At 39.3% G+C, this 26,444-nt stretch carries 23 protein-coding genes; 6 read left to right on the top strand and 17 right to left on the bottom strand.

Annotated elements, in window-relative coordinates; translation table 11 throughout:
• Nucleotides 1-789 (top strand): glycosyltransferase family 2 protein, encoded by a 789-nt coding sequence (locus ACYVM0_RS19100; protein ID WP_460559649.1) that lies wholly within the window; start codon nt 1-3, stop codon nt 787-789.
• Nucleotides 790-807: 18 nt separating this feature from the next.
• Entirely contained in the window at nt 808-1,734 is a 927-nt protein-coding gene (locus tag ACYVM0_RS19105) for a nucleotidyltransferase domain-containing protein (RefSeq protein WP_460559651.1), read from the top strand.
• A 1-nt stretch (nt 1,735) separates the two neighbouring features.
• Here ACYVM0_RS19105 and ACYVM0_RS19110 read toward each other — a convergent pair whose 3' ends face one another.
• The 6 genes from ACYVM0_RS19110 to ACYVM0_RS19135 are packed head-to-tail and all read right to left on the bottom strand — an operon-like array spanning nt 1,736 to nt 7,980.
• Complete coding sequence (locus ACYVM0_RS19110; RefSeq protein WP_460559653.1) at nt 1,736-2,560, bottom strand: class I SAM-dependent methyltransferase; 825 nt, start codon at nt 2,558-2,560, stop codon at nt 1,736-1,738.
• Nucleotides 2,557-4,023: a B12-binding domain-containing radical SAM protein gene (locus ACYVM0_RS19115; protein ID WP_460559655.1), complete on the bottom strand. Its 1,467-nt coding sequence runs from the start codon at nt 4,021-4,023 to the stop codon at nt 2,557-2,559. Before ACYVM0_RS19115 ends, ACYVM0_RS19110 begins: the two co-directional genes overlap by 4 nt.
• Nucleotides 4,024-5,064 (bottom strand): radical SAM protein, encoded by a 1,041-nt coding sequence (locus ACYVM0_RS19120; protein ID WP_460559657.1) that lies wholly within the window; start codon nt 5,062-5,064, stop codon nt 4,024-4,026.
• Nucleotides 5,065-5,071: 7 nt separating this feature from the next.
• Nucleotides 5,072-5,809: a class I SAM-dependent methyltransferase gene (locus tag ACYVM0_RS19125; protein ID WP_460559659.1), complete on the bottom strand. Its 738-nt coding sequence runs from the start codon at nt 5,807-5,809 to the stop codon at nt 5,072-5,074.
• Nucleotides 5,809-6,471 carry a class I SAM-dependent methyltransferase gene (locus ACYVM0_RS19130; RefSeq protein ID WP_460559661.1) on the bottom strand — a complete coding sequence of 221 codons (663 nt, stop codon included), beginning with the start codon at nt 6,469-6,471 and terminating at the stop codon, nt 5,809-5,811. The genes ACYVM0_RS19125 and ACYVM0_RS19130 overlap by 1 nt, the downstream gene beginning before the upstream one ends.
• A gap of 9 nt (nt 6,472-6,480) precedes the next feature.
• Complete coding sequence (locus ACYVM0_RS19135) at nt 6,481-7,980, bottom strand: B12-binding domain-containing radical SAM protein (protein ID WP_460559663.1); 1,500 nt, start codon at nt 7,978-7,980, stop codon at nt 6,481-6,483.
• Nucleotides 7,981-8,154: 174 nt separating this feature from the next.
• Here ACYVM0_RS19135 and ACYVM0_RS19140 point away from each other — a divergent pair, with 174 nt between their 5' ends.
• Both ACYVM0_RS19140 and ACYVM0_RS19145 read left to right on the top strand, forming a co-directional pair.
• Nucleotides 8,155-9,045 (top strand): glycosyltransferase family 2 protein, encoded by an 891-nt coding sequence (locus ACYVM0_RS19140; RefSeq protein WP_460559665.1) that lies wholly within the window; start codon nt 8,155-8,157, stop codon nt 9,043-9,045.
• Nucleotides 9,042-10,103: a glycosyltransferase family 9 protein gene (locus tag ACYVM0_RS19145; protein WP_460559667.1), complete on the top strand. Its 1,062-nt coding sequence runs from the start codon at nt 9,042-9,044 to the stop codon at nt 10,101-10,103. Before ACYVM0_RS19140 ends, ACYVM0_RS19145 begins: the two co-directional genes overlap by 4 nt.
• On the opposite strand, the gene ACYVM0_RS19150 is transcribed toward ACYVM0_RS19145, so the two are convergent.
• Genes ACYVM0_RS19150 through ACYVM0_RS19160 form a run of 3 tightly spaced genes read right to left on the bottom strand, consistent with a single transcriptional unit; the run spans nt 10,094 to nt 13,634 of the window.
• Nucleotides 10,094-11,155, bottom strand: a complete 1,062-nt coding sequence (locus ACYVM0_RS19150) for a glycosyltransferase family 4 protein (protein ID WP_460559885.1) — start codon at nt 11,153-11,155, stop codon at nt 10,094-10,096. The genes ACYVM0_RS19145 and ACYVM0_RS19150 overlap by 10 nt on opposite strands.
• Nucleotides 11,148-12,809 carry an ABC transporter ATP-binding protein gene (locus ACYVM0_RS19155; RefSeq protein ID WP_460559669.1) on the bottom strand — a complete coding sequence of 554 codons (1,662 nt, stop codon included), beginning with the start codon at nt 12,807-12,809 and terminating at the stop codon, nt 11,148-11,150. The genes ACYVM0_RS19150 and ACYVM0_RS19155 overlap by 8 nt, the downstream gene beginning before the upstream one ends.
• Before the next feature lie 57 nt (nt 12,810-12,866).
• Entirely contained in the window at nt 12,867-13,634 is a 768-nt protein-coding gene (locus ACYVM0_RS19160) for a sugar transferase (RefSeq protein ID WP_460559671.1), read from the bottom strand.
• A gap of 291 nt (nt 13,635-13,925) precedes the next feature.
• On the opposite strand from ACYVM0_RS19160, the gene ACYVM0_RS19165 reads away from it, so the two are divergent.
• Nucleotides 13,926-14,906 carry a hypothetical protein gene (locus tag ACYVM0_RS19165; protein WP_460559673.1) on the top strand — a complete coding sequence of 327 codons (981 nt, stop codon included), beginning with the start codon at nt 13,926-13,928 and terminating at the stop codon, nt 14,904-14,906.
• Between the two features lie 166 nt (nt 14,907-15,072).
• Nucleotides 15,073-15,705: a peroxiredoxin family protein gene (locus ACYVM0_RS19170; protein WP_460559675.1), complete on the top strand. Its 633-nt coding sequence runs from the start codon at nt 15,073-15,075 to the stop codon at nt 15,703-15,705.
• 86 nt (nt 15,706-15,791) lie between these two features.
• On the opposite strand, the gene ACYVM0_RS19175 is transcribed toward ACYVM0_RS19170, so the two are convergent.
• From ACYVM0_RS19175 to ACYVM0_RS19210, 8 genes are all read right to left on the bottom strand, one after another.
• On the bottom strand, nt 15,792-15,980 hold the full coding sequence (locus ACYVM0_RS19175; protein ID WP_460559677.1) for a hypothetical protein: 189 nt from the start codon (nt 15,978-15,980) through the stop codon (nt 15,792-15,794).
• An 11-nt stretch (nt 15,981-15,991) separates the two neighbouring features.
• Nucleotides 15,992-16,519: a hypothetical protein gene (locus ACYVM0_RS19180; protein WP_460559679.1), complete on the bottom strand. Its 528-nt coding sequence runs from the start codon at nt 16,517-16,519 to the stop codon at nt 15,992-15,994.
• A 104-nt stretch (nt 16,520-16,623) separates the two neighbouring features.
• Nucleotides 16,624-17,523, bottom strand: coding sequence for a glycoside hydrolase family 16 protein (locus ACYVM0_RS19185; RefSeq protein ID WP_460559681.1), 900 nt, complete (start codon nt 17,521-17,523; stop codon nt 16,624-16,626).
• A gap of 84 nt (nt 17,524-17,607) precedes the next feature.
• Entirely contained in the window at nt 17,608-18,651 is a 1,044-nt protein-coding gene (locus tag ACYVM0_RS19190) for a glycoside hydrolase family 16 protein (RefSeq protein ID WP_460559682.1), read from the bottom strand.
• Between the two features lie 7 nt (nt 18,652-18,658).
• Nucleotides 18,659-19,555, bottom strand: a complete 897-nt coding sequence (locus tag ACYVM0_RS19195) for a PKD domain-containing protein (protein ID WP_460559683.1) — start codon at nt 19,553-19,555, stop codon at nt 18,659-18,661.
• Between the two features lie 18 nt (nt 19,556-19,573).
• Nucleotides 19,574-21,643, bottom strand: a complete 2,070-nt coding sequence (locus ACYVM0_RS19200; protein ID WP_460559684.1) for a hypothetical protein — start codon at nt 21,641-21,643, stop codon at nt 19,574-19,576.
• Nucleotides 21,644-21,669: 26 nt separating this feature from the next.
• Entirely contained in the window at nt 21,670-23,178 is a 1,509-nt protein-coding gene (locus tag ACYVM0_RS19205) for a RagB/SusD family nutrient uptake outer membrane protein (protein ID WP_460559685.1), read from the bottom strand.
• A 24-nt stretch (nt 23,179-23,202) separates the two neighbouring features.
• Nucleotides 23,203-26,319 carry a SusC/RagA family TonB-linked outer membrane protein gene (locus ACYVM0_RS19210; RefSeq protein ID WP_460559686.1) on the bottom strand — a complete coding sequence of 1,039 codons (3,117 nt, stop codon included), beginning with the start codon at nt 26,317-26,319 and terminating at the stop codon, nt 23,203-23,205.
• Between the last annotated feature and the right edge of the window lie 125 nt (nt 26,320-26,444).

Below are 26,444 nucleotides of genomic sequence, written 5' to 3' on the forward strand. Positions count from 1 at the left end.
ATGAACAAACTTTCGGTGGTGGTAATCACTTTTAATGAAGAAAAAAATATCGGGCGCTGTCTTGATTCCGTTAAAGCAGTGGCAGATGAGATCATTGTGCTGGATTCTTTTTCCACCGATACTACGGTACACATTGCGCTGCAGAAAGGTGCTGTTATTCATCAGCAAAGTTTTGCAGGATATATTCAGCAGAAGAATAAGGCTATTAAATTAGCAGCTTATAATAGTGTGCTTTTACTGGATGCAGATGAAGCCCTGAGCGATCAACTGGCAATATCTATTGCGGGTGTAAAACAGGATGTAGATCACAAGGCCTATTCCATGAACCGTTGTAATATTTATTGCGGCCATCCTATTCGTCATGGCTTATGGTACCCTGACAGAAAGTTACGTTTATTTGACAAACGCATCGGCTGCTGCGGCGGGTTAAACCCTCATGATAAAATAGTACTTACAGAAAATTGTGCAGTACAACAACTGAAAGGCGATCTCTTGCATTATAACTGTCAATCGTTTGATGAATACCTGATCCGCAACGAAGAAGTAAGCAACATAGCAGCAGAATCAATTTTTAATTCGGGCAAAAAAGTACACTGGTCAAAAATTTTTTTAAGCCCGGCCTGGGCTTTTATCAACGGGTATTTGCTGAGGTTAGGATTTTTGGATGGCCGTGATGGATTGATTATTGCAACACATACTGCCAACCAGAGTTACAGAAAGTATTACAAACTAAAACAATTACAAAAAAGAGCAGCAGCAAAAATGCATTGGCAAAATGCAGAATTTTAAATTTAAAGCTTTATTATTTTGACTCGTATTCAGGTTAACATATTACAAACGCTGGCGTATTTTGATATTTTTCATTACCCCTTAACTAATGAAGAGATACGGAATTTTTTAAGTACCTCTGCCAGCCAGGCAGCAGTTGACGAGCAGTTAGTATTATTGACTGAAAATAAAAGCCTTTTTAAACTGGATGAATTTTATTCTTTACAAAATAATATTGCGATTGCTGCAAGAAGGCGTAGTGGCAATATAAAAGCAATTGAAGAAATAAAAAAAGCAGTAAAAGCAGCCCGTATTTTATCAAAGTTTCCTTTTGTGGAAGGCCTGGCTTTATCAGGTTCCTTATCAAAAAACTTTGCTGATGATAATTCAGATATTGATTTTTTTATCATTGCCAAAACCAACCGCCTTTGGATTGCCCGTACCATAATGCATATATTTTATAAACTGGCAAAACTGGCGGGCAGGCAAAACTGGTTTTGTATGAATTATTACGTGGATGAAGCCGGTATGGAAATAGAAGAAAAAAATATCTTCACCGCAATGGAGATCATCACACTGATCCCGATGGAAGGATTGAGCAGGGTGAATAATTTTATGTATACCAATAAATGGGTACAAAATTATTTCCCGGGATACAAGGCAAAAATTACCACTGCACAGGAAATTAAAAAAGGATGGCCGAGATCTTTTGCAGAGATGCTGTTGAACGGAAAGCTGGGTGACAGCGCCGACAACTGGCTGATGAAAATTACCGCCAGGCGCTGGAAAAAGAAAGAACATAAACTCAACCTGAATGCCAAAGGAATTTGCATGGGTATGTTGGCAGAAAAACATTTTGCCAAACCCGATCCTAAAAATTTTCAGTTTAAAATCCTGGAGCAATATGATAGTAAGATAGACCAGATATTATACAGGCAAAATAAAAGTCTGTTGATTACCGAATAAGTTATTCTTTCTTTTTAAAAGAGATGATATAATAATCCCCGATACATATCCAGGGCCATTTCCGCTTCCATTTATTCTCTTTTTTCTTTAAAAAATTATATACAGACGGGTGTTTTTCGGCAAAGCCCTCCATGTATGATGGTGGCACCAATGTACACAGGCCTTCTACTGCAAGCAGCTCGAAATCATTTTTTAATTGTTGTTTTACAAAAGCGGGATCATAATACCAGCAGGTAAAATACCCGCCTTCTACATGTGCAGTTACTCCTTTGTGGCTGAACAGGCGACGGAAAGCGGTTTTAAATTGCCCCTTGAATAATAATAAAAATTCCCACAAACAAAACCGGGGCAGGATAACGAGGGTGAGCTTCCCCCCGGGTTTTAATACAGCATTAAAAGACTGTAATACTTTATCCAATTCACCGGTACAGTTTAAACCGGCAAAGTTGGAGAAAATATAATCGTATTTTTTTTGTTGCTGCAGGTTTTCCAGCTGGGTAAAAGAACGCAATTCACAGGAGATCATATTTTGCAGGTTGGCAGCTTTTACTTTTTGCTGCAATTGCTCCTGCATGCCTTTTGAAATATCTGTGGCGTGCACCGTATGCCCCTGCTGCGCAAACCAAATGGCATCTTCACCGGTGCCGCTGTTTAGTTCCAGTATTGCGCTTGCAGGTGAAATAAATTGTTGCACATGATCTCTTACCCTTTCCCGTTTATACCGGATAATAGTATCGCCGGAATATAATGCATCAAATTGAGCGGATTGATTACTGAATGCAGCTGCGGCCTGTTCTTCATTGATATGATGTGAAGATAAACTCATGCAGCAGGTTTTTGTAAATACTGCAATTTTTGTTTTTCAATAAAAGTAGCGGGCAAATAGTACAACCAGGAAATAGCTTTGCGTATAGTTTTATAATTGGCCTTAAACGGGTTTGCCATCAACTGTTTTGCATTTTCAAATGCCAGGTGTTTTCGATAGCTTTTATGAACATACGTATGCAATTGTTTATAAAATGCCGGCTGGTAAGTATTGCGGAACATCAATGCCATTTCATCAGAATCTGTCCAGTTGGTTTTATGATGCAATTCATTTTTTACTTTCTCAAAAAATACAGTACCTGGTAACGGATACGAAACTGAGATACCAATTTCGTAAGGCAATAAAGTGTTGATCATTTTTATGGTCAGTTCAATATCGTCTTTGGTTTCTCCCAAATACCCAAACTGGATAAAGAAAGATGGATGGATACCATTTTTTTTCAGCAACCTGGTCGCTTCATAAATTTGTTGCACTGTTGTTCCCTTGTCCATTGCGTCCAGTATTTTTTGTGAACCGCTTTCGGCTCCCATCCATATATTGGCACAGCCTGCCCTTGCCAGGTCTTTAATATTATTTTCCTGTAATAATAAATCAACTCTTCCCTGCATTTTAAATTTAAATTGCAGGTTTTCCTTTTCAACAAGATTTGCAAATTCATTTACCCAGCCTGGCTTTAATCCAAAAATATCATCACAAAACCAGATATGGTTGAACTGAAATTTTTCTTTCAGCAGTACTAATTCTTTCACCACATTTTGCGGACTGCGTACATTATACCGGTTACCATAAATAGGCTTTGCACACCAGTTACATTTAAAGGGGCAGCCTCTTGTGGTTCCCATGTTCATCGAAAAATAGCCGGCATGCTTCAGCCACATTTTTTTATAGGGCTCCATATCAATAATATCCCAGGCAGGAAAAGGCAAAGTATCCAGGTCTTTTAACACACTGCGTCTTGCTGTTTTTACAACCGCATTATGTTGTTTAAATGCCAATCCTTCAATAGCAAAAAAATCAGTACCGTTTTTCGCAATGGTATTCGTTAATTCAAGCAGGGTGGTTTCAGCTTCGCCTAATAAAATAAAATCGGCGCCGGCATTTAAATACATTTCATACCTGTCAGTACTATCGGAGCTGGAAACAATCACCGTACAACCCCTTGCCTTTGCATAGCGGATCATTTTAAATGCGGCTTCCCTCATATTGGTAAGGCACATCTTGGTGAGGTAATTAAATCCATCATCGTACACCACAAAAAATTGTGGCAGCATTATCTCCAGTGGCGCAATCACTTCTTCGGGCTGGTGAGCAAACATGGTATCAAACAATGACACATGGTAACCGTTCTCTCTCATAAAAGCTGCTGCATACAATGTTCCCAATGGCGCATAAGGCTGCCCTGCCAACCATTGCTTGGGATCGAAACGAAGAAAGTAAGAATGTGAAAAAAGTATATGGTTCATTTATATTTTTGTTTGGGGAGAAAGGTTTAAATAACAAACACATTTTTTACAGGTCTCGTTCTTGTCCATATTCAATTGCCTCCTGAAATTAATAGCAGTGGCGCTGTTTACAATGTCTTCCAGAGAATCATCCTTTATATTGCCATAAGCCTCATGGAAAAAACAAGGCCGCACAGTGCCATCCGCCTCAATTACGGTGGATACCCATGGCGCATTACATTTTTTATAAGGCAGTTCGTTCAATCCATAAAACGACGCATAGTACTGGTATATCTTATTAATTTTTTCAGGAGATTCTGCAATATAATTATCAGTAAAATCTCTTTCGTATGCAGATAGTAAAATATCAATCACACTTTTTAATTCAGGCAGGTCTTTTTCTTTTGGCAAAATTTCATGTTGCCGGTTATCATCCCACAATACTTCCCTGTTAAAAGCATGGCTGCTTACATCAGCGGGTAAAAAGCTTACCTGGTCTAACCCTATTTCTTTTGCGCTATCAATTATTTGTGGCCATATTCTAAAGTTCTGCTGGTGTATCACTGTTCTGCAGGTAATTTTAAAATCGGGGTTAATTACTTTTATTACGTCAACTCCTTCTGCCATTTTGCCAAAGGCATCGGGGATATTGCGAATCGCATTATGCATTGCTTCATCGCCATCCAGTGATACAATTACATCGTCTACCCACGCAGCTATTTGTACCGCATTTTTTTTCAGGGTTAACCCGGTAGATAATAAACTGATCTTTATTTTTTGTTGTTTAAGAATTTCACAAAACCTGAAAAAGTTTGGATTTAACAGTGCCTCACCACCCGACATCAAGACCTGTTGTGTGCCAAATTTTTTTAAAGCGCTTAATAAACCTGTAATATCATTTGTGGTAAGCTGCTTTAAATTATGATTGCCCTTCCATATATCACACATTACACACCTGCAGTTACAGGCACTGTGCGGCATCAGTATCACAATAGGTAAAGCACTGATAACATGCGTTTGCAGTGTGCGGTATCTTTTATAGGTGGTCAATACATTTTGCATATATTTCTTACTGGTACCGGTTTTTTATTACCACATGATAAAACGGATTTTTGTTTTTATTCAACCTGTTTAAAAAAGCAGTTGGGTCGTGTAAAAAATGGCAATTGAATTTATCCAGGTCTTCAATAGTATGATGAAAATAAAATTCCGTCATTGCCTGGCACCCTGCACTGGCGAAATATGCCACTGTTCTTTCTTTAGCGGCAGCAATTTCGTTTTGCCTGTAAAAATGTGTATCGGTAATATGTATCTCTCCCTGCAGCGTCAGGTAATTTAAAGCCTCTGTAATAATCTTTTTTAAAGAAGAAAAGTATTGCATAGATGCTGCAAAAACAATTATATCAAAACTTTTATCCTGCAGCTGTTCACTGTTTAAAGTACACTGAATAAAATTAAGGTTAGCTATCTTATCAAACACTCTTTTTGCCTGTTGCAGCTCCACACCATTCACATCAATACCCGTTACTTTACCTTTTGTAATTGTGGCCAGCTGCGCCGATAGCCAGCCATTGCCGCAACCTATTTCCAGTATATCGGGTTCATTATTTTTATGCCTGATATACTCCATCAATTTTTTTGCAGAACGCCTTCTGATTTCCCACTCGTGGTAATAAGGATGCAGTTCGTTTATTACAGGCAGATCAGCCACTTCTTCATCTTTATACATCCGGCCTTCCTTTTCACGCAGGTGGATATACAATTGCTCAAACTCATCAGCAGGGTTATATGTAAAGATGGTGTTCATCAGATCTTCTCCACTTTGTAAATAATATTTTCTTCCAGCATATTTTTTTTACGGTATACACAGGTGAGTTTAAAATTATTTTTTGCTGCCATGGCGTATATCATCTCCATATCACAGCCATCAAATAAAATCATCAGCACTTCGCTGTCAGCATGTATATAGCCGGCCAGCGTTGCAAACAAGGAGGCAAAATATTCTCCGTTTTCGCCGCAAAGCCAGGCATGATCTTTTGCATTTACCGGTTGCTTTTTATAATAAGGCGGGTTAATGGCAATGATATCAAACTGTTGCGGAGGAACATTTAAAAAAAGATCTGATGTAATAACTTTTATGGTAACATTATTCTGCACGCAGTTTTTTTTTAGTGCTTCAATGGCAATTGTATTAATATCCGTGGCAGTAACTATGGCATTTTTTTTTGCAGCCACCATGGCAATAAGGCCACTGCCACAACCCAGTTCTAAAAATTGCTTTTGGTTTACATCAATCCTGTTAATGTGTTGTAACAATAATTGTGTACTGAAAAAAAATCCCGGGTGAAAAACCTCCGGCGGAATACTCATACGTATATCCTTATACCTATAGGTTCTTGTTTTAGAAAGATATTTAACCAGCAAAGGTTTATACGTATGGGCAACAATATTTTTCAGTACTGTGTTCAAAATAATAATTTAAAAGCCTTCAATTTCAGGTTGCCGGTATTTCCACAATACCTGCAATGCCTTTAGCTCGTAAGGTTTTGCATACAGCCCGGTTTTGTAACGCAGTGACGCTACATTACGAAGTACATTTTTCTTAAAGTTATTCAGCCTGATATCTGATGCGGTTGGATAATACCCGTTCAATACCGTTTCAAAATCCTTTATTTTATTGATCATCTCCGGTGTAAGCCACGGCGTTAATGGATTTTTCCGCAGGTCAAATTTTTCCCATTGCGGACTTATCCAGTCTTCCAGTGTTTCCGGAAAATGAAAACCGCTCCCCAATACTTTATTGTACATGTCGGTACCTTCTGCTGGTACGGGGCTGTATACGTAAATAATAATTTCTGTTCTGGGGTTGATCTGTTTGATCTCTTTAATAAAAGCTATATCCTGCTCAATTTGTTTCATCGCCTGCTCCGGGGAATCTGCCGGCGTGCCCAACACAAAAGAATACTCAGGTATGATATCAAACTTTGCAATACGTGCCGCAAAAGACCTTATCTCGGCAGCCGTTTGTGTGCCGCCTTTATCCATCTTTTTTAAAATTTCATCATTGCCTGTTTCTGCGCCAAAAAAGATCATCTTGCAACCGCTCTCTCTCATCAGTGCCAGCGATGCATCGCTATATTTGTCAATGGTATCAATTCTTCCTTCTCCCCACCAGGTCATTTTTTCCGGAAGTATCAGCTTGGAAAATTCAACCGTTCTTTTTTCAGAAACAAAAAAATTATTATCATGAAATTCGATAGCATTACCGCCGAATTTATCCTTCAGGTATTTAATATCATTATAAATTAATGGTGCCGATTTACCCCGCCACCGGGCATTGTAAATAGGTACCACCGCACAAAAGGAACACTTAAAAGGGCAGCCCATGCTGGAATGATAGGCAATGGTTTTTGTACCGAGATAAGTTTTACCGAGGTAATATTTTAAAGGATAAAACCGGTTTAGTGTATCGTAAGGCAATGCCGGTAATTCGTCTGGATCATACAATTCATCCTTAGCGGTTTTAATAATCTGTTCGCCGGCTTTGTAAATGAGGTTATGTATAAATTCGTAGGGTTCGTTTTTTTCCAATGCGTTTAATAATGCAGGAAAAGATTTTTCTCCTGGCCCGTTGATTACAAAATCAACAAAGGAAGAATTAAGTACTACTTTATTCTGGTTAGAAGGAAAGTAACCACCCCAGATGATTTTAATAGCAGGAAACAATGCACGGATATTTTTTGAAATGGGTATGGCCTGCTTTAATTGCGGCCCCGGCATACAGGTACAGCCAAAATAACCAAAATCACCGCTTGCCAGGTAACCGTGTATCTTCTCCCATGGGTCCTGCTCCAGGTTGCCATCCACTATGGCATAGTCACACAATCCCTCAATAGAAGAAGCGATACTGAGAATGGAATTCGGTATCCTTGGTTTATAATTTGCACTTCGTGGATTAAATAAAAGTACCCTTTTCATGCTGCTGTCAGGATTAGTATCTGTTTGTACTCCTTACAACGGGTAATCAGCGTTAACAGTTGCCTGTAAATCTATTTTTTACAGCGGTAATTTGCAGTTATAAAGCATCCTTTTTAAAAGAAAACCCGTTTGGTTAGTGGTAGCCCTGCAACGGGCCGTAAAAACTGATTCAAAATGCCTGGTACGGAGTTATCGCTTAAAGTAAGTATTGTTATGCCTACCTGTAACCGGGCCGCATATATACCGGAAACGATTGCAAGTATCCGAAACCAGACATATTCTAACTGGGAACTTATTATTATGGATGATGGTTCTGACGACAATACTGCAGCACTCATTCACCAGTTAAACGATGAACGGATCTGTTTTTATACAACAGCACGAACAGGTAACATCAGCAAACTAAGAAAAACGGGTATTGATAAAACGACAGGTGATTTTATTGCCTTTATTGATTCTGATGATATCTGGGCTGCCACCAAACTTAAAGAACAGGTAAGTGCTTTAGAAACAAATCCTGAAGCCGGCTTTTGTGTTACAGGAGGATTTAATTTTATACGGTCTGGCGAACCGGTAGATTATTTTTATACGCAAAGAGAAGGGATGAAATATGGTGACCTGTTCGCTTCATTTTTTCAATCCGCTCTTTCCGGCTATTTACAGGCATTATTAGTTCGCAGAACCTGTATGGATATTGCTTCGCCTTTTAAAGAAACAGATTCGGATATAGATTTTATAGTACGGCTGGCAAGTAATTTTAAGGGTATCATTCTTTATACACCACTTTTTTTCCGCCGTATTCATGATAAAAATTACAGTCATATTAATTGGGAAAAGAATTATCATAAATACATCAGGCTGATAGAGGAATATAAAAAGCACATGAGCCCCGTACTTTTAAAAGAGACCAGGTTCCGTTTGTATATCAACTTTGGGGAAGATTGTTTAACCAATAAAGTGCCGGGCAAAGCCATTCGCAATTTTTTTAAAGCCTGGAAAAATAAACCGTTAAGTGTGGTACCTGCAAAAAAAACAGCAAAAGCCATGTTACAATATTTCAGATGACAGGTGCAGATAATACCATACAGTCAATAGCCGGTATACCGTCAAAACCCTGGAAGAAAAAAACTATGCCGCGTCGGGTACTTGCTATACGCCTGCAGGCCATGGGCGACATGGTGATCACATTACCCTACCTGCTGCAATTAAAAAAAATGTTGCCGCCCGGTACCAGGCTGGACCTGTTAACACGGGAAGAGGTACACGAAATTCCACGGAATATAGTGTTGTTTAACAAAGTGTATTGTATTAAAGGCCACCGCAGTCTTAAAAAGCAATTATTGTATACCGGTTTACTATTGCCTGAATTATTGCTGCAGCGATATGATGTAGTGATCGATCTGCAAAATAATATTATAAGCCATATCGTTCGCAAATCACTGATGCCCAAAGCATGGGTAGAGTTTGATCGTTTTTCTCCCATTGCCGCAGGTGAAAGTACAAGGCTTACCATAGAAGCTATCGGCCTTGGCAAATGTTATGCAGATACAACAGGTTTTCAATTTAAAAATGGAGATTACTGTACAGGCATACTACAGGCAAATGGCTGGGATGGCGAAAGTGAATTGGTAGTGCTCAATCCGGCCGGAGCTTTTATTACCCGTAACTGGCCCGTTGATAATTATATTGATTTTGCAAAGCTTTGGTTACAAAAATTTCCCCGTACGCAATTTCTTATCATTGGTGTAAATACCATCGCAGAAAAAAGCACGGTCATGAAAAAAATGCTGGGTAATAAACTGATCAACCTTGTAAATAAAACTTCTCCGCTGCAGGCTTTTGCGCTTATCCAAAAAACAAAACTGGTGTTAACTGAAGATTCGGGACTGATGCACATGGCCTGGGTATCGGGCATTACTACAGTAGCATTGTTTGGCGCTACAAAAAGCCAACGCTCCACGCCATTGGGTAATCATACTTTGCTATTGCATTCCGCCGATCTTGAATGTGGCAATTGTATGCAGGAAATTTGCCGCTACGGCGATACACATTGCCTCACCCGCTATTCCGCAGCTTTTGTTTTTGAAAACGCAATTGCGTTAACGAATAAGATTCAGGAATAATTAAAAAGCCGGGCAACAGCTTTTACCGTATCGGCTATTACAAACGGAAACTGCGGAGCTAGGTTGATAGCACCAGTTTGCAAAATAGTCAACGCTTTTTGTTTCATTTCTTCAGCATTATTTACAATATGCCAGTGATCAATATCCTTATGCATGGCCCTGCAAAAGCTGATGACTGCTGCACCGCTGCTCAAAGCTTCAAGACATACGCCGGAAAAACCCTCATAGGAAGAAGGGTGTAAAAAAATGCTTGTACTTTGCATCAGCTGCAATACCATATCATGCGGCAACTCACCGGTAAGTTCAATATTATCCTGCAATTCGTATTTTAAAATAAGCGCTTTTAAATTTTCTTTTTCCGGCCCTTCGCCAATCAGCATGGCTTTAATGGCAGGCTTTTCTTTTTTAATAGCGGCAATAATTTCGATCAACTGATCATATTGTTTTAGTGGAATTAATGACCCTGCCGCCAGGATATCAATATTTTTTTCTTTTGCCGCTATTCCAAATTGCTTTACATCAACTCCTGGAGGAATAACGTGCAATGGTTTTATTCCATGATTGTTTTCAAATTCATCCTGTAAAAAATCTGATAGCGCTATTAACCTGTTTGCCTTTAGCTGCACCCGCCTGGGATATTTATTTTCCTTACGGGCATCCTGGCCAAACAACCAGCAATAATGTTTGCAATTATATTTTCGTGCAAACCAATGGCCTGTTGCAGCACATTCGCCATACCAGAAACTTATTATACCTGTTATTCTATTATTGCGGTTAATTCTTTTAAGTGCGGCTTGTATTGAACGCCGCAATAATAATTTTTTTATGCCGCTTTTGTTATGGCCATTAAAACTTATCACCGTTGCTCCATACCAATCGTAAGTTGTTTTTGTAAAAGGGTAATGAAAGCTGAGTACAATTATATTTACCTGGGGATATAGTTCTTTAAAATGCTTTACAAAACTTTGCTGTAACGGCAGGCAGGTAGTATCTGCCGCAGATGAAGGAAAGCCCGGTGTAAGCATAATCAATGTATAGTTTGCACTATGCATCAAGCGAAATAGTTTTATTGCAATAAGAAAGGCTTTTTTTATCGTGGGTGATCATTACCACCAGTTTGCCTGCCTGCGCCAGTTGCCTGAAATGTTCCAGTAATAAAGCAGTGCCTGCATCATCAATCTCATTAAACGGTTCGTCCAGCAATATCACTGCGCTGTTTTTATACAACGCCCTTGCAATGGCTACCCGTTGCTGCTGGCCACCACTGATATTGCTGCCATTTTCTGTGATTATTTTTTCAAGGCCTTCAGAAAATCCGGCAATCACTTTTTCAAGCCCTGATATATGTAAAGCATCATTTAATTTTTTTGTATCATAACCTTGTTCTTCCAAGGTAATGTTACGCAGCAGGCTGTCATGAATAAAGAATTTTTGTTGCCTTACATAAGCGATCGATGGCCAGTATTGTTGTATGGTGCCTGTTGACGCAATAACATCATTCATTAATACCTCACCGCCATTTGCAGCAGGTATAAAACCCAATACCAGGTTAAATAGGGTTGTTTTTCCTTTGCCCGACTCCCCGGTAATGCCTACAAAATCTCCTTTTTCTATACTGAAAGAAATATTGCTGAGCACCTGTTGCCGGGCATATTGAAAACTGATATTTTTAAATTCTATTTTCCGGAGGGTTGCTGCGTTATCAATTACCGGTGATATGGTATTCTCTTTTTTACGGGGCATTAATTCATGCAGCGAAAAATCATAGGCTTTCATCTGCCCGCTTACATTGATCATTTTTACAATGCCCGGGATTATTTTATAAGCTGCCGCCATAAAAGCTCCGATGGTTATAAATGTAGCACTGTCATCATTGCCATTCCACCGGGCTATTACCACCATCACAAATAATCCAAGCACGGCAAATATTTCAATAATGCGGTTGGGCATGCCCTGTAATGCTATGGAATCAAATAAATGTGTGCTGAATTTTTGCCGGGTGCTGACAAAGCGTTTAAGAAAAAATTCATTGCGGTGGTAAATATTACCTTCTACATAACCTTTCAATGCATCCAGTAAATATTGCAACGATTGCTGGTTACTTTCCTGGATATGTTTTTTTGCCGCTGCCAATTTTCTTTTAATAAAATAAGCCACCAGGCAAACTGGTGGTAATAATAGCAGTAACAACAGCAGGAATAGTTTTGCATCAAAAAGAATGATGGCAACGATTGTTATCAGTATAAGTGAGCATTGTGTGATGAGCTGTTGAATACCGGCAAGCATATACTGGCAATATTCAAAAGGCTGAAAACAAATGGTACGAATGTGTGCAGAAGAATCCTTATTAATAAATTCTTCAAAAGCTGCCTGCTGGTAATTAACCAGGTTTTGTTGCGACATACGAATGGCTACCTTGCTGCTGAAAGTGTAGTACGCTTTGGAAACAAAATATGCCACAAGGTTTTTAATGGCAAAAAAAATAACAAAGAGTGCAATGAAAAGTATGGCATTGTCTTTTGCAAAAGTTGCCGGCAAAAAAGAGAGCCTGCTTTGAATACCGGGTTGCACATACAACCTGATGATCCACAACAATACAGCAAGTGAAAAAATATCCAGCAGGCTGATAAGAATATCCAGCAGTATTAAAATACCAAACCGTTTCTTTTCTTTTTCTGTAAGAACAGTTACTATATTTTTAAACATGTGCTTCACGCCCTGTATCCTTTGGTTTCTTTTAAAATATAAATAAAGGAAGCTGATCTATATCCCCATCATTTTACAGATGGTGCGGTAAAGTATTACCATATCCAGCTTTAATGTCCAGTGCCGTAAATAAAAAATATCTACATCAACCCTATCTTTCATTTTTTGCATACTGTTGGCGGCACCCTCCAGGCCCATTATTTGTGCAAGACCGGTAATGCCCGGTTTTACTTTTTCCCTGTAATTATAATAATGTACTGCCTCTTCAAATTGTATACTCTCAGCCAGCATATGCGGCCTTGGGCCAATCACCGACATATCGCCCCACAGTACATTAAAGAATTGCGGCAGTTCATCAATAAATGTTTTGCGTATAAAGCGGCCCGGCGCTGTTATCCTTGTATCATTTTCTGCAGCCGGTAAAATATCTGCCATAGCATTTACCTGCATAGAGCGGAATTTGATACAGGTAAATACCACACCATTTTTCTTAGTTCTTTTTTGCAGAAAAAAAACAGGTCCACGGGAAGTAGCTTTTATTATTACCGCCATTACAGGCATAAGCCAGGATAATATGCCCGCAATAACTATCAGTGACACTATAATATCAAATATTCTCTTGGCAATACGATTGTTGATGTTATCTAACGGTATTTGTATACACCTTACGGCTGCGGTATCGGGAGGTGTAAAACCTTTGTATACTATTTTGTACAAATAACCTGTACCCACCCTGCCATAACTTTTATTCAGGTAGGCGATCATTGTGGAATTATATATTGTTCTTTTAACAGGTTGATTAGTGGTAGCAGTGTTTCTGGTCATGCTGATTTATTCAACCTGATAAACGGCAAGTACAGGCTTTGGGTTGCCTTTACCGGCCTGTTAAGGAAAATAAAAAGAATTTTTTTTGCCGGCTGTTTACCGGCTGAAAACCAATACCAGCAAGCGTTTAGCGGACCCTGCCTGATTTGTTAAAACGCTTTCACTTTTCCACAGAAAATAATAATGGCACGGTTTTGGAATCTCTGGCACATGTAACACGAAAGCTACCCCGCAAAGGCAGGGACAAAAAAATTAAAAATCTAAATCTTAATCTTTTAAAAATCTATTATTATGAGCACTACAAACTTTCCAACTCCTGAACAGGAGAAACAAGTAACAGTACCAGCTAAGACTAATGCCGTAAAGAATGCAGTTATCGGTGTATTAGCAGCAGGTGTATTAGGCATGGGCGGCTATATGGCTTATGACAAAACAAAAAATTCAGAGACCATACAGCAACAGCAAACACAAATTGCTAAAGTAACCGATGAAAAAAGTGATATCCAGACAAGCTTTGATGCATCATTGGCAAGACTGGATTCTATGACTACTGCCAACAACGGATTAACCAGCAAGCTGGCCGATAAAAATGCAGAGATCACAAAAACAAAAAATGAGATCCGCAGTATTTTAAATAAGAAAAATGCAACTGCAAGTGAATTGGCCAGAGCTAAAACACTGATTGCATCTTTAAATGAAAAAATCACCACACTTGAAGCTGATGTTGCCAGGTTAACCCAGGAAAATCAAACTTTAAGTAATGATAAAGTTGTGTTGACACAGGAAAAAGAAAAGTTAACTACTGACCTTACTGCAACAACAGAAGCTAAAGTAAACCTGGAAAAGAAAGTGGATGTTGCGTCTACTTTAAATGCATCAAACATTGTAATCACGCCGGTAAATGTTAGAAGGAATGGAAAAGAAAAAGTGTCTACCACTGCAAAACGTGTTGACAAACTTTTAGTAAGTTTTGATGTGAACAACCGTATTGCTGAACCAGGTTCAACTGATGTGTATGTAGTAGTGATTGGCCCCGATGGCCAGCCTGTAACTACCGGTGCAGAAACTTTTACTACCCGTGAAGAAGGTGATAAAACTTACACCGCTAAATTACCGGTAGCTATTGAAACTGCTAAAAGTAAAAATGTAGAATTCGCTTTTGCCCCGGGCAGCAACTTTCAACAGGGAAGTTACAAGATCATGATCTACCAGAATGGTTTCTTAATTGGCCAGGGTGTTCGTGAATTGAAAAAAGGCGGACTATTCAGTTAATATAAATTTTATTCAGTACTCTCTTAAAGACATCAAAGAGCCCGGGTTTAAAAACCCGGGCTCTTTGTATATTATATAATCAGCGTATTACTACTGCAAAACAATTAACTTTATACTTTGCTGTTTTGAAAAGACGTAGCTCATACTTAAAAACTAACTAAGGATTATGCAAAACAAAGTAGCTATACTTCTGTCATTATCTTTTCTTATTTCCTTTTCCTCTTGCAATACCAAACCGGACAAGACTCCTGAACAGGATCTACTTCAAAAATACAGGACCGACTCTGCTATAAATGCCAGGAAAGAAAAAGGCCTCAAATCATTAACTAAGAATATCGGAGAAAAGTTTAGTATTGAAAATTTTATCGACACCAGTGGTAAGCCAGTACAATTAGATTTTACAAAATCGGATATTACAATAATTGATTTTTGGTTTGACGGATGTACCGCCTGCATTAATGAAATGAATCAATTTAAAGATATCCTTAAAAATAAGGAGCACAAAGTCAGGATTATCAGTACTTGCATCAGCAGCTATGAAGCCTGGAAAAGCCTTTTTATCAGGAAAAATGATATTTATTCATTTCTTACAATCCCGGTTACCAACTGGCTGCAATTGAATTTAAAATCAAATGATGACCCAAAACTGCATAACAGCCTTTCCAATGACAGGAAGATTGAATTAGAAGGCAAGTTAGATGTATCTTTTTTTCCTGCTTACTTTGTAATAAACAAAGAAGGAATAATTATAGCCCGCCCAATGAGCGCAGTAGAGTACATAAAAAATAATATCAAATAAAAAAGCGGAAACATAAACTTAGATAAAAAATATGATGTCTTCATGCTAGCCCTGCAGGCTTTCCGGAAGCGTATTCATAAACCGAATCAGGCCAGTATCTTCTTTCTACTGATACTTTTTAAACGGATTTTTGTTGCTGCTTTTTGCTTCGGCATTTTTTTTCCTGTTGCTTTGTAATAAGCTATTATTTCACTGATTCTTTTTCTGTCTGTAGTTGTCAAAGGTGTTGGATCAACTACAAAGTCAATGCCCGCTGGTTCTTTGATGAATCCCATTATCTTATAATTTAAGTTGGAAAATATTTTTTAATTAGTTTAAGCGCTTCCTGTGGGAATATTACCATTTTATGTCCCCCAACATGTGTCGCTCCTAAAGTCTTTTCATAATGTTCAATCAGTTTTGTCTTGGAAGTGAAAGAAACGAAACCTTGATATCCTTTGTCCCAGGAAGATTTACAAGTAAAAGCAAACAAATTACCAGGAACTCCCTCATAAAGTTTGTGTTTACCTAAGTTGAACGGTGCACTTTCAATAAGGTGCAAATAATAATGATCATTGTAATCACTTATACTTAAAAGCCCTTGAATTATTTCGGGATTGTTTCTAATTGTCAGTTTAAAAACCTGCCTGTCTGTTAACTTAAACTCAGTTGTCCAATTGAAAAGCCAACCATTTTTTTTAGTAGTATTTTTTATATCTGATTTGGCAACAGGATGAACGTCAGTTGGAAAACTGTCCCCGGAAATAGTATTGGCTATACTATTTGTTAATTTATCTACTTCAATTCCTAAATGATATTTAGTCTGTTTTGCCACATTTCGAAGATACGAAAAAAGCGGAAACATAAACTTAGACAAGTAAATGTGTTCCGCTGTATTGCGATTGCTATCTAACAAAAAACCTAACTGCTGAAAAGTTCTTATTGCTTTTTAGTCACTCTAACCCAATCCACCAGCATCTTGCTCTGCCCATTTTTTATGGCTTCAAAAGTAGCAGCCGGCAATCCGTAATACGGTTCTTTTATCCCGTTAATTTTAAAAGGATAAATACCGCCTACTGCAAAATTTAAAATGAGAAATTTAGGATTATCAAAAGCCCAGGGACCAAAAAACTGTGCCATGGGTTTGGTTATTCTAAGCATAGGTACATCGTCGTATTTGAATACCAGGCTATCCGGCGTCCAGTCTACTGCATACACATGCCATTTGGTTACATCATTGCCGGCAGGAAAATATAAACGGTTTACCAAACCTGCATCGCCGCTATACCCTTTGCCATGCACGGCAGCGCTGGCCCAGTCTTTTTCGCCGATATATTCCATGATATCTATCTCGCCGGTTTCGGGCCAGCCGCCATTACCCAGCATCCACCAGGCAGGCCATAAGCCGGCACCATCAGATAATTTAATTCTTGCCGCTACTGTACCATAAGCCACTTCAAATTTATTTTTCGTATTCATTCTGCCGGAGATAAAATCAAATTTTTGCCCGTCTTTGGTTACAAAGCCCGGCGTAAATTTTGGCTGAATCATCAATGCACCATTTACTGCGCCTTCTGCAGCATCTCCTTTTACAAATGATATGGTATTGGCAGAATCTACATAAGCCTGCAATTCGTTATTAAAGTGCATACCGGTGGTTTCTACATTCCATTTTGTGCTGTCTAATTTTGATCCGGAAAAATCATCAAAAAAAACAGCAGGCATATTTTGTGCTGTAGTGGCAGGTACATCAGCCGCAGCCGGTTTGCATTGCGCCAGCATTGTTGTACAGCCTATTACCACAATAGCAGAGGCAAAGAGGTTTTGTAACTGATTCATAAACAGTTTTTAAAAATTAATCAGAGATTTTAAAATTGGTAAGAAAGGTCATTCTGAAGCCATGCCCCGGAATGACCTGCGGATCTACTGGTACACCCTTATATAATCAACTTCCATTGCAGCACTATTGAATGCAGGATCGATGGTGCCGCCAAAATTGCCGCCCATGGCTACATTCAGAATGATGAAAAAGTTTTGATTGAATGGCAGGCTTGCCGTATTGGTAAAGCTGTAGAACAATTGTGTGTCTACATAAAATTTAATACTCGATGCCGACCACTCTAAAATATAATTATGAAAAGCTGTAGTGGCATCAGGAATAATTATAGTACTACCATCACCGTTAGCGCCTGAGTGGCCCGGGTGATGCAGGGTGCCATAAATTTTATTCAACTGGTTGCCCACATGTTCCATAATATCAATTTCGCCGCAACCCGGCCATGGTGTGGTACCAATATTATTGCCCAGCATCCAGATGGCGGGCCATGTGCCGCCGCCGGCAGGCAGTTTTGCCCTTATTTCTATTTTACCATACTTAAAAGAAAATTTATCCTTCGACAATAACCTTGCAGAAGTATAATTGCTGCCACTGTAGCTTTCTTTTTTTGCAGTGATCTTTAATACACCGTTTATCACCACCGCATTTTCGGGCCTGCTGGTATAATACTCCTGTTCGTTGTTGCCCCAGCCACCTGCGCCAATATCGTATCCCCACCTGGCACTGTTGGGGGCACCGTCTGTATTAAACTCTTCTGACCATACCAGGCCAGGTGTACCTGCTACTACATTAACTGTTACCTGTATTGATTTCTTCAACGTACCGCCGGTACTGCTGGTAGCCGTAACTGTTACAGTATAGGTATTGCTGCCTAAGAGTGTGTATTTGTATGTAGTGGTTCCTGTGCTGGTGGTGGTTATACCGCCGTCTCCAAATTCGTAAGCATAGGTAGCCGCATTATCTGCTGTAGCCGTAAAGGCCACATTACCGCTACCGTCTGTACTGGGCACACCGGTTACCACTAAATTAGTTGGTGCTGTTTGTGATGGCCCGTTGGAACTGCTTTTTTTGCAACTGCTTAAAATTAAAAACGAGCCTATCAAAACCACCGTGTTTTTTAAGTACCTCATATTGCTATTATTTAATTTTTAATTTCTGATACCATGCATTACCATCAGCACCAATATTACGCAGGCTAACAGTAGTAGAAGTTATCGATAAAATTTCATACGTGGTGCCGCCGGTGCCAAAATTTATGATGCCATTACCCGGAACAGTAAATTGTATCCTGGTAGAATTAGCACTGGTAGATGCGGACGTAGCATCCATAAAGGCTAATTTTTTATTACCGCCTGTGTTGATGGCATAACAACCATCGCCGCCGCTAAAACCATAAAAGCCTGTGGCTGCTCCTATAGAAAAATTCTCTCCTTTATTATTCACCGCCATAAACACATTATTGTTGGCATCTTTAGAAAAAGTGATCTCATCATCATAAGCACAAGCCTCTCTTGAATTAGGTGTTGCCGCATAATAGTTGGGGAAGAACATATCTGCCTGTCCTACGCCGAAATGGCCGGCTGCATTTTTATCAGTTACCCAAATCTGCGAAGCGCCATTGGTTAATGATTGCAAGATCACCGGAGGTATTTCAAAAGCCACAAACACTTTTATTTTTTTGCTGATGGTAGAAATGATGCCTGCTGTACCCACTGCATTTACAGTAACGGTATAATCATAAGTACCCGGGTTGGTGTATTTGTAAGTAATAGCACCTGATGGCACTACCTGTGTTTTACCATCGCCAAAATCTATATTGTATGTAATAGCGCCTGATGCAGTAGCCGTAATTACCACGGTGCCGCTACCGTTTCCGTTGGGGTTGGCAGCATCAACACCGGCAATAGCTGTTGTTAATGTTAACCCCGAAGGTGATTTTAAATCTCCCAGTTTATACTCCGTTTTTTTACAGGCAATAAATAAAATGCCTGTTGCAAAAAACATGATGAGGAGCAATTTTATTTTTGTGATCATAATAATATTTTTTTAGAATTAATTAAGTGTAATGTCATCAAAATTAAAAGTGAAGTTTGCAGAACCATCTCCCATAGTGCCATTATCAAAAATCAATACTATTTTCTGATAAGAGTTGGCGGTATTGATGCCGCTAAAATCAAAGGTTAATAATTCCCATGCATTAGCCGTAGTGGTAGTTACTTCTTTTTCGTAACTGATACCACCGTTGGTGAGGTTTTCTACTTTTAAAAGAACCTTTGCACCTACTCTTGGTGAATACACTTTCATTTTAAAAGTTTTAGTTACAGAAAAATTAATAGGGCTTGCTAAAGTAAGAAAACTTCCTCCCCATGTTTGTCCTGCATTTTTAACCATCTTGCCTACTTTGGCACTGGTGTTAATACCACCACTGTGTGGGTTGGCAATAACTGTTGCCACACCGCCATCAAAATCGGTAAAGGCATATACCAATGTTGTAGATTCAAAATCTATTGGTAATCCCAGCCCGGCCACATTAACCGGCAGAAATTTTATATCATCCCAATAATATACTTTACCATTTCCTGCGGTATTAAAATCAAAGAAGATGGAAGCCATATCATAATTATAGGTAAGGTTTAGTGCAGCTGTACCGGTAGCCTGGTTAGCAAAATCAAACACCAGTGTTTCCCATGCGTTGGCAACGGTGGTTAATTTTTCTGTTTCTACTGATTTGGTATTATCCGTGCGGTCTTCTACTTTTAATCGTACAGGAAGGCCTGCGGCAGGTGAATACACCCTCACCGTCATTTGTGTAGCGGTTGCTGTAAAAGGAATTTTAGAAGTAAAGCCTGCGCCAATAGTTGTACCGGCCCATGTTTGTGCGCCGCTTGTTTTAGTGGTTTTCTTTACTTTGTTTGCCGCATTGCCCGGATCTACATCATCCACTGTAACATTGCCACCAAAATCGGTAACTGCATAATTTACCAACGGATCATCAAAAGTTACAGGAAGCGTTAATAAACTAACGGGTAATTGATTGGTAAGCCTGATATCATCAAACAAAAAAGTAAAGTTTGCAGAACCATCACCCACTGTTCCCAAATCAAAAATTAAAACCACTTTCTGGTAAGCATTGGCAGCATTGATTGCACTGTAATTAAACACCAGGTCTTCCCAGGTGTTGGCAACCGTGGTAGCTACTTCTTTTTCAAAACTGATTCCGCTATTGGTAAGATTTTCTACTTTCAATAAAACCTTGGCTCCCACTCTCGGAGAAAAAACTTTCATCCTGAAAACTTTATTCACCGAAAAATCAATGGGTGCACCTAATGTAATTAAGCTGCCGCCATAAACTTCAGGGGCATTCTTTACCATCTTACCTACTTTTGCACTGGTATTAATACCGTTGATCTGCGGATTGTTTATTTTAGTTACCACACCACCGCCAAAATCGGTAAAAGCATAGTTAACTGTAGGAGATTCAAATGTTATTGGTAATAAAACGGGATCTACAATAGTAACCGGTTTAATTAATTGTACGGTTGCTGCACCACCACTTAATGCCACTACTTTTACATTATAGGTACCAACAGCTGCATAAGTATGCGTAACCACATCGCCTTCAAGAAAAGATACCGGCACTTCATTAGGTACATCTCCAAAATATACTTTAAAGAAGGTTTCGTACAATGCCGTTGCTTTAACGCTGATCTTGTAATTGTTGGAAGGATCTACGGTTATTGTAAAATCTAAATTTTCCGGCGCCCTGAATGTTACTGTAAGTGATTTAGTTGTTTCGGTTATTTTGCCGGTAATGCTATGGCCTACAATTTTTACATTGTATACCCCTTCGGCATATACATGCTGTGTGTTTTTTCCGGGTAACACTTTTGCAGGAGTGGTAGTGGCGTCGCCATAATAAATTTCATAGAAAGCCAGTCCTTCTCCGTTAGGCGTAATCGTTACCAGGCCGGTATTGTCCTGCGTAATTTCAAATAATGCAGATAAAGCAGCCGGGGCAGTATCGGTGGCCAAAAAAGAAGTATCATCAATCACTTCCTTTTTACAGCTAATAACCACTGCCAGCAAAAAAGCAATACTGAAAAAATATTTTATTAGTTTCATAATCGTTAATTTTTAATGGTTGGTGATCAATAGCCGGGGTTTTGTTTTAAACCGGAAATATCAATCTCTGTTTGAGGAATAGGAAATAATTCGTGTTTGCCTGTTACAAAGCCTGTAATTTTTGTAGCTGCCTGGCCGGTTCTAACCAGGTCAAAAAAGCGGTCGCCTTCCATTGCCAGCTCTAATCTCCTTTCGTCCCAGATGGCTTGTTTTAATGCAGTGCCTGTTACAGTAATATCTTTACTGGCGTCATTCACCGCAAATGCACGGCGGCGTACCCTATTTAAATACAGTTGTGCTTTAGTATCGTTGGGTGTAGTGGCCCTGTTATTAGCTTCAGCAGCCATCAGCAATACTTCGGCATAACGGATGGTTCTGAAATTGTTCAGGTAATTCAATTCCACCTGGCCCGATGTTTCGCCTTTACGTGGTAAATATTTCTGGTTGTATAAACCGGTATTTTTGTACGGTGCCACCTGGTAAGTAATACCAAAAGCAGGGTTAGCATTTTTATAGGCTTCTATATCCAACACCGTTACTGCTTTTCTTATATCACCTGCCGTATAAGCATTTGCAAGATTTACAGTAGGTAAATTAGTACTCCAGCCGGCTGCATAAGGCATAGCTGCAGATCCGTTAAGGCCCCTGATACCACATTGCTGTACCGAATGATTACCCTGGCCTCTTGTTACGCCACCCCAGTTGTAATAAGGCGAAGTATTAGAGTATTGAATTTCAAAAACTGATTCAGGACCGTTCTCCCCCGTTTGTAAAAATATACTTCCAAAATCTGGTACTAAACTGAAAGGCCCGTTCACTACATTTTCCAGTACGGTAGCAGCTGCATCAAATTTATTTTCGTATAATAACACTTTACCCAATAAAGCCTGTGCCGCATATTTAGTAACCCTTCCTTTTTCAATATTGGTGATAGGTAACACAGCGATAGCACTGTTCAGGTCTGCTTCAATTTGTTTGTACACGTCTGCTTTAGCCGAACGTTGTAAAGTTTTTGATTCGCTTAAGCCTAATCTTTTGTCCGTAAATAATGGCACATCACCAAAGAACCTTACTAAATGAAAATAATAGTAGGCACGCAAAAAATACACTTCGCCATACAAGGCATCTTTACCAACAAAACTTATTGCTTCGCCGGCTTTATTGGCATCTTTATATTGGGTCATGTAATTGGCCCTGTTGATACCTTCATAGGCTGCCTGCCATAATTCAGTAAGTGTGGAGTTTACCGGGGTTAATGTGTAATCATCTATCTGCTGCAGCGATAATACATCCGATGCATTCTCGCCACCGCTTACCGCATTGTCTGATGCGATATCCCCAACAGGCACCGCCTGGTTAAGCCATTGCATAGGTGTATACACACTTACTGCCATGGTGCGGTAATCACTTTCAGATTTTAAATAATCCAGGTCCGTAATTTTATATTCATCATGTGGGTTATAGTCCACCCATTTTTTACAGGATGCAAGCGTGGTGATCAAAAAAACCAGGCTCAGTATTTTAATATTCTTCATTGTATAATATTTTGTTTGAAAAATTTATAGTTTAATATCAATACCTAAAGCGTAAGTTCTTGCCTGTGGGTAAGCACCACGGTCAACGCCGGTATCTAAAATGCCGCCAGGTATTTCAGGATCAAATCCTGAGTATTTGGTAAACGTGTAGGCATTTTTTACCTGTGCATATACCCGTAACCTGCTCAGTATTTTTTTGGTTACTGAAGAAGGGAAGGTGTAGCCCAATTGTATATTTTTAATTTTTACAAAAGACCCATCTTCCACATACCGGTCAGAAACACGGATATTACTATTAGCATCTGTAAAAGAATAGCGTGGGTTGGTAGCATCATTGGTTGTGCCTGCACCTGTCCACCTTGCCAATACTGCCCTGTATTTATTAGAGTAGTTGGCATTTCTTTCATAAGCCCTGTAAATATCATTACCTACAGAAGCATACGTGAATGCAGTAAAATCAAAATTCTTATACTCCAGGTTTAAATTCCATCCCATAGTAAAATCCGGGAAGGGATCACCGATTTTCGTCTGGTCATCAGCGGTAATTTTGCCATCGCCATTCATATCCACAAAACGGATATCACCCGGCTGAGCGCCCGGTTGTGAAGCCCCCTTGGTTAAATCTGCAGTGGTTTGAAATAAACCATTGGTTTTATAACCATAGAAATAACCTGGTGTTTGTCCTTTTTCAAATACTGTTACATTTTGTGACTGACCATTGAAATAACCACCGCCTCTTATTTTAGCCGTGCCATCATCATTGGTAGCAGTAACTTCGTTTTTAGCAGTAGTAAAAGTTAAAGAGGTATTTAATCTGATATTGCGGTGAATGATCTCATTATAAGCCAGTGTAAGATCTATACCACTGCTTTTGGTGGCACCGATATTTGCGGTGGGAATGGGCACAGTACCCAGGTATAAAGAAGCAGAAGGCGTAAATAATAAACCATCCACTTTTTTCTGGAAATAATCTGCTGATAAGGAGAATTTCTTTTTGTAGAAAGTCACATCAAAACCGGCATTGTATTGTAATTGTTTTTCCCATCTTAAAGCGTCATTGGCTGCAGAACCTACAGTAGCGCCGGGATAAAACACATTATTGAAAGTATAGCCATTGCTATTTGCAGTTGGGCCATAGCTTGATCCGCCGGTTACAATACTTACAAACTGGGGATCTACATTTTCATTACCAATTGATCCGTAGCTACCCCTTATTTTCAGGTAGTCGATAAAATCAGAATGAAAGAAATCTTCTTTGGTAACTACCCAACCCAATGAACCGGAAAAAAAGTTAGCATATTTATTATCGATACCAAAAGCATAGGAACCATCACGGCGTGCCGTGAATGACGCTAAATATTTATCCTGGTAATCGTAGTTGATCCTTGCAAAGTATGAAAGGTTTCTTCTGAAATACTGGTAGTAATAACCGCTGAGGGCATTGGTATTGGTAGCAGTATTGCTTCCGGTTGCTGCAGTAAAATCTGCAAACTCCCAGGAGTTAAAAGGTACATCCTGCCTGCTTGCACCGGCAGCATTGCCTGATGTTTTAGCCACAGAAAAACCCAGTACGGTCTCAAAATTATGGTCTTGCTTTACTTTAAAATTGTAGTTGGCAAAGCTTTCCCAGGTATAATTAAAGTTACTTACTTTATCATGCGATACGCTGTTGTGTTTGCCGGTAACGGTTGAACCATCGGCATTCATGGAATTATCTACATTATTATTACCATAGAATACTAACGGGTTAAAGCTTTTAGAATTACCATCATACTTAGTGTATCCAAAACGGGTAGATAATTTTAAATTCTTAATTACATCATATTGTAATTCAAATTTGCCATATAATTTATTACCGGCGTTTTTATTGTAGGTATTATCCAGCTTGGTAAGCGGATTATAGATTTCTGATAACAACAAATTACTGAAGCCGTATTTACCTACGGTATTAGGTACATTATTATATACCGGTACAGTAGGGTCAAAATTGAGGGCACTACCCAGCACGCTGTTAAAAGAGTTTTCCTGTATGCCTTTACCATCGAGAATTACACCGGTTGTATTAACAAGGAATTTTAATTTTGAAGTAAGGTCAAAGCTAAGGTTGGCTGTAAAGTTACCCCTGCTGTATAATGATTTATCGTTGCCTCCAACCACACCGCCCTGGTTTAAATAACCGGCAGAAAGGAAGTAAGACATTTTTTCGCTACCGCCACGTGCCGCTATATTATGCGATTGCATGGCTGCTGTTTTAAAAATTTCATCCTGCCAGTTGGTACCTACGCCAACAGCAGACAGGTTTTGAAAAATCAATGGCCCGCCTGCAGTAACGCTACCCTCATTTATTATGGCAGCATATTCTGTTGCATTTAAAACACCGATCTTTTTCATCACTTCCTGCATACCATAATTACTGCTTGCGGTAATTTCTGTTTTTTGATTTTTTCTACCTGATTTGGTAGTAACCACAATAACACCGTTACCACCTTTTACACCATAAATGGCTGTAGTGGCAGCATCTTTTAATACGTTGATAGATTCAATATCACTGGCATTAATAGAATTAAAATCAGTCAGGGTTTGTGGCACACCGTCAATAATCACCACCGGGTCGGTACCGGAAAAAGAAGGAATACCCCTTATCAGTACGGTTGGTTTTGCACCTGGTGTACCGGCTGATATTACTGTAACACCCGAAGCCCTGCCCTGCAAAGCTTCTTCTGCCCTTACCGGCCTTAGTTTTTCTATATCTGCTGCTTTTACAGTGGAGATAGCGCCGGATACTTTGGTTACTTTTTGTGTACCATAGCCCACTACCACCACTTCATTCATGGTTTTGTTGCCTTCTTCCAGCTGAATTTCGATGGGCCCCGAACCATTTACCTTGTAGCGTACTTCATCCATTCCGGTGTAAGAAATCACCAGGGTGGCTCCTTTTACAACTGAAATAGAAAAACTGCCTGTGGCATCTGTAACGGTGGAAGTGGTGCTGCCCTGCACCAGGATGGTGGCACTTGCCAGGGGCTCTCCTGTTGTTTTGTTTTTTACTTTTCCGGAGACGGAAATGTTTTGTGCAAGGGCCTGTTGAAATATACAACAGGTGATAATGCCAATGCACAGCATGGTGAGTTTTAATTTCATAAGCAATCGTTTTAAGTAATGAAATAATTGAGTGTAAAAGTATTCTCCACCCCTACAAATAAGAAATAAACAGCCACATCATTACTACATCACAAAACATAAATGCTTGATTTTAAGTGTATTTA

The sequence above is a fragment of the Ferruginibacter profundus genome (assembly GCF_054783275.1).

What these genes read in the sequence shown, in the direction of transcription:
- ACYVM0_RS19100 (WP_460559649.1), top strand. Translation starts at nt 1, where the DNA reads ATGAACAAACTTTCGGTGGTGGTAATCACTTTTAATGAAGAAAAAAAT.
- ACYVM0_RS19110 (WP_460559653.1), bottom strand. Translation starts at nt 2,560, where the DNA reads ATGAGTTTATCTTCACATCATATCAATGAAGAACAGGCCGCAGCTGCA.
- ACYVM0_RS19115 (WP_460559655.1), bottom strand. Translation starts at nt 4,023, where the DNA reads ATGAACCATATACTTTTTTCACATTCTTACTTTCTTCGTTTCGATCCC.
- ACYVM0_RS19120 (WP_460559657.1), bottom strand. Translation starts at nt 5,064, where the DNA reads ATGCAAAATGTATTGACCACCTATAAAAGATACCGCACACTGCAAACG.
- ACYVM0_RS19125 (WP_460559659.1), bottom strand. Translation starts at nt 5,809, where the DNA reads ATGAACACCATCTTTACATATAACCCTGCTGATGAGTTTGAGCAATTG.
- ACYVM0_RS19135 (WP_460559663.1), bottom strand. Translation starts at nt 7,980, where the DNA reads ATGAAAAGGGTACTTTTATTTAATCCACGAAGTGCAAATTATAAACCA.
- ACYVM0_RS19140 (WP_460559665.1), top strand. Translation starts at nt 8,155, where the DNA reads ATGCCTGGTACGGAGTTATCGCTTAAAGTAAGTATTGTTATGCCTACC.
- ACYVM0_RS19145 (WP_460559667.1), top strand. Translation starts at nt 9,042, where the DNA reads ATGACAGGTGCAGATAATACCATACAGTCAATAGCCGGTATACCGTCA.
- ACYVM0_RS19150 (WP_460559885.1), bottom strand. Translation starts at nt 11,155, where the DNA reads ATGCATAGTGCAAACTATACATTGATTATGCTTACACCGGGCTTTCCT.
- ACYVM0_RS19155 (WP_460559669.1), bottom strand. Translation starts at nt 12,809, where the DNA reads ATGTTTAAAAATATAGTAACTGTTCTTACAGAAAAAGAAAAGAAACGG.
- ACYVM0_RS19160 (WP_460559671.1), bottom strand. Translation starts at nt 13,634, where the DNA reads ATGACCAGAAACACTGCTACCACTAATCAACCTGTTAAAAGAACAATA.
- ACYVM0_RS19165 (WP_460559673.1), top strand. Translation starts at nt 13,926, where the DNA reads ATGAGCACTACAAACTTTCCAACTCCTGAACAGGAGAAACAAGTAACA.
- ACYVM0_RS19170 (WP_460559675.1), top strand. Translation starts at nt 15,073, where the DNA reads ATGCAAAACAAAGTAGCTATACTTCTGTCATTATCTTTTCTTATTTCC.
- ACYVM0_RS19175 (WP_460559677.1), bottom strand. Translation starts at nt 15,980, where the DNA reads ATGGGATTCATCAAAGAACCAGCGGGCATTGACTTTGTAGTTGATCCA.
- ACYVM0_RS19185 (WP_460559681.1), bottom strand. Translation starts at nt 17,523, where the DNA reads ATGAATCAGTTACAAAACCTCTTTGCCTCTGCTATTGTGGTAATAGGC.
- ACYVM0_RS19190 (WP_460559682.1), bottom strand. Translation starts at nt 18,651, where the DNA reads ATGAGGTACTTAAAAAACACGGTGGTTTTGATAGGCTCGTTTTTAATT.
- ACYVM0_RS19195 (WP_460559683.1), bottom strand. Translation starts at nt 19,555, where the DNA reads ATGATCACAAAAATAAAATTGCTCCTCATCATGTTTTTTGCAACAGGC.
- ACYVM0_RS19200 (WP_460559684.1), bottom strand. Translation starts at nt 21,643, where the DNA reads ATGAAACTAATAAAATATTTTTTCAGTATTGCTTTTTTGCTGGCAGTG.
- ACYVM0_RS19205 (WP_460559685.1), bottom strand. Translation starts at nt 23,178, where the DNA reads ATGAAGAATATTAAAATACTGAGCCTGGTTTTTTTGATCACCACGCTT.
- ACYVM0_RS19210 (WP_460559686.1), bottom strand. Translation starts at nt 26,319, where the DNA reads ATGAAATTAAAACTCACCATGCTGTGCATTGGCATTATCACCTGTTGT.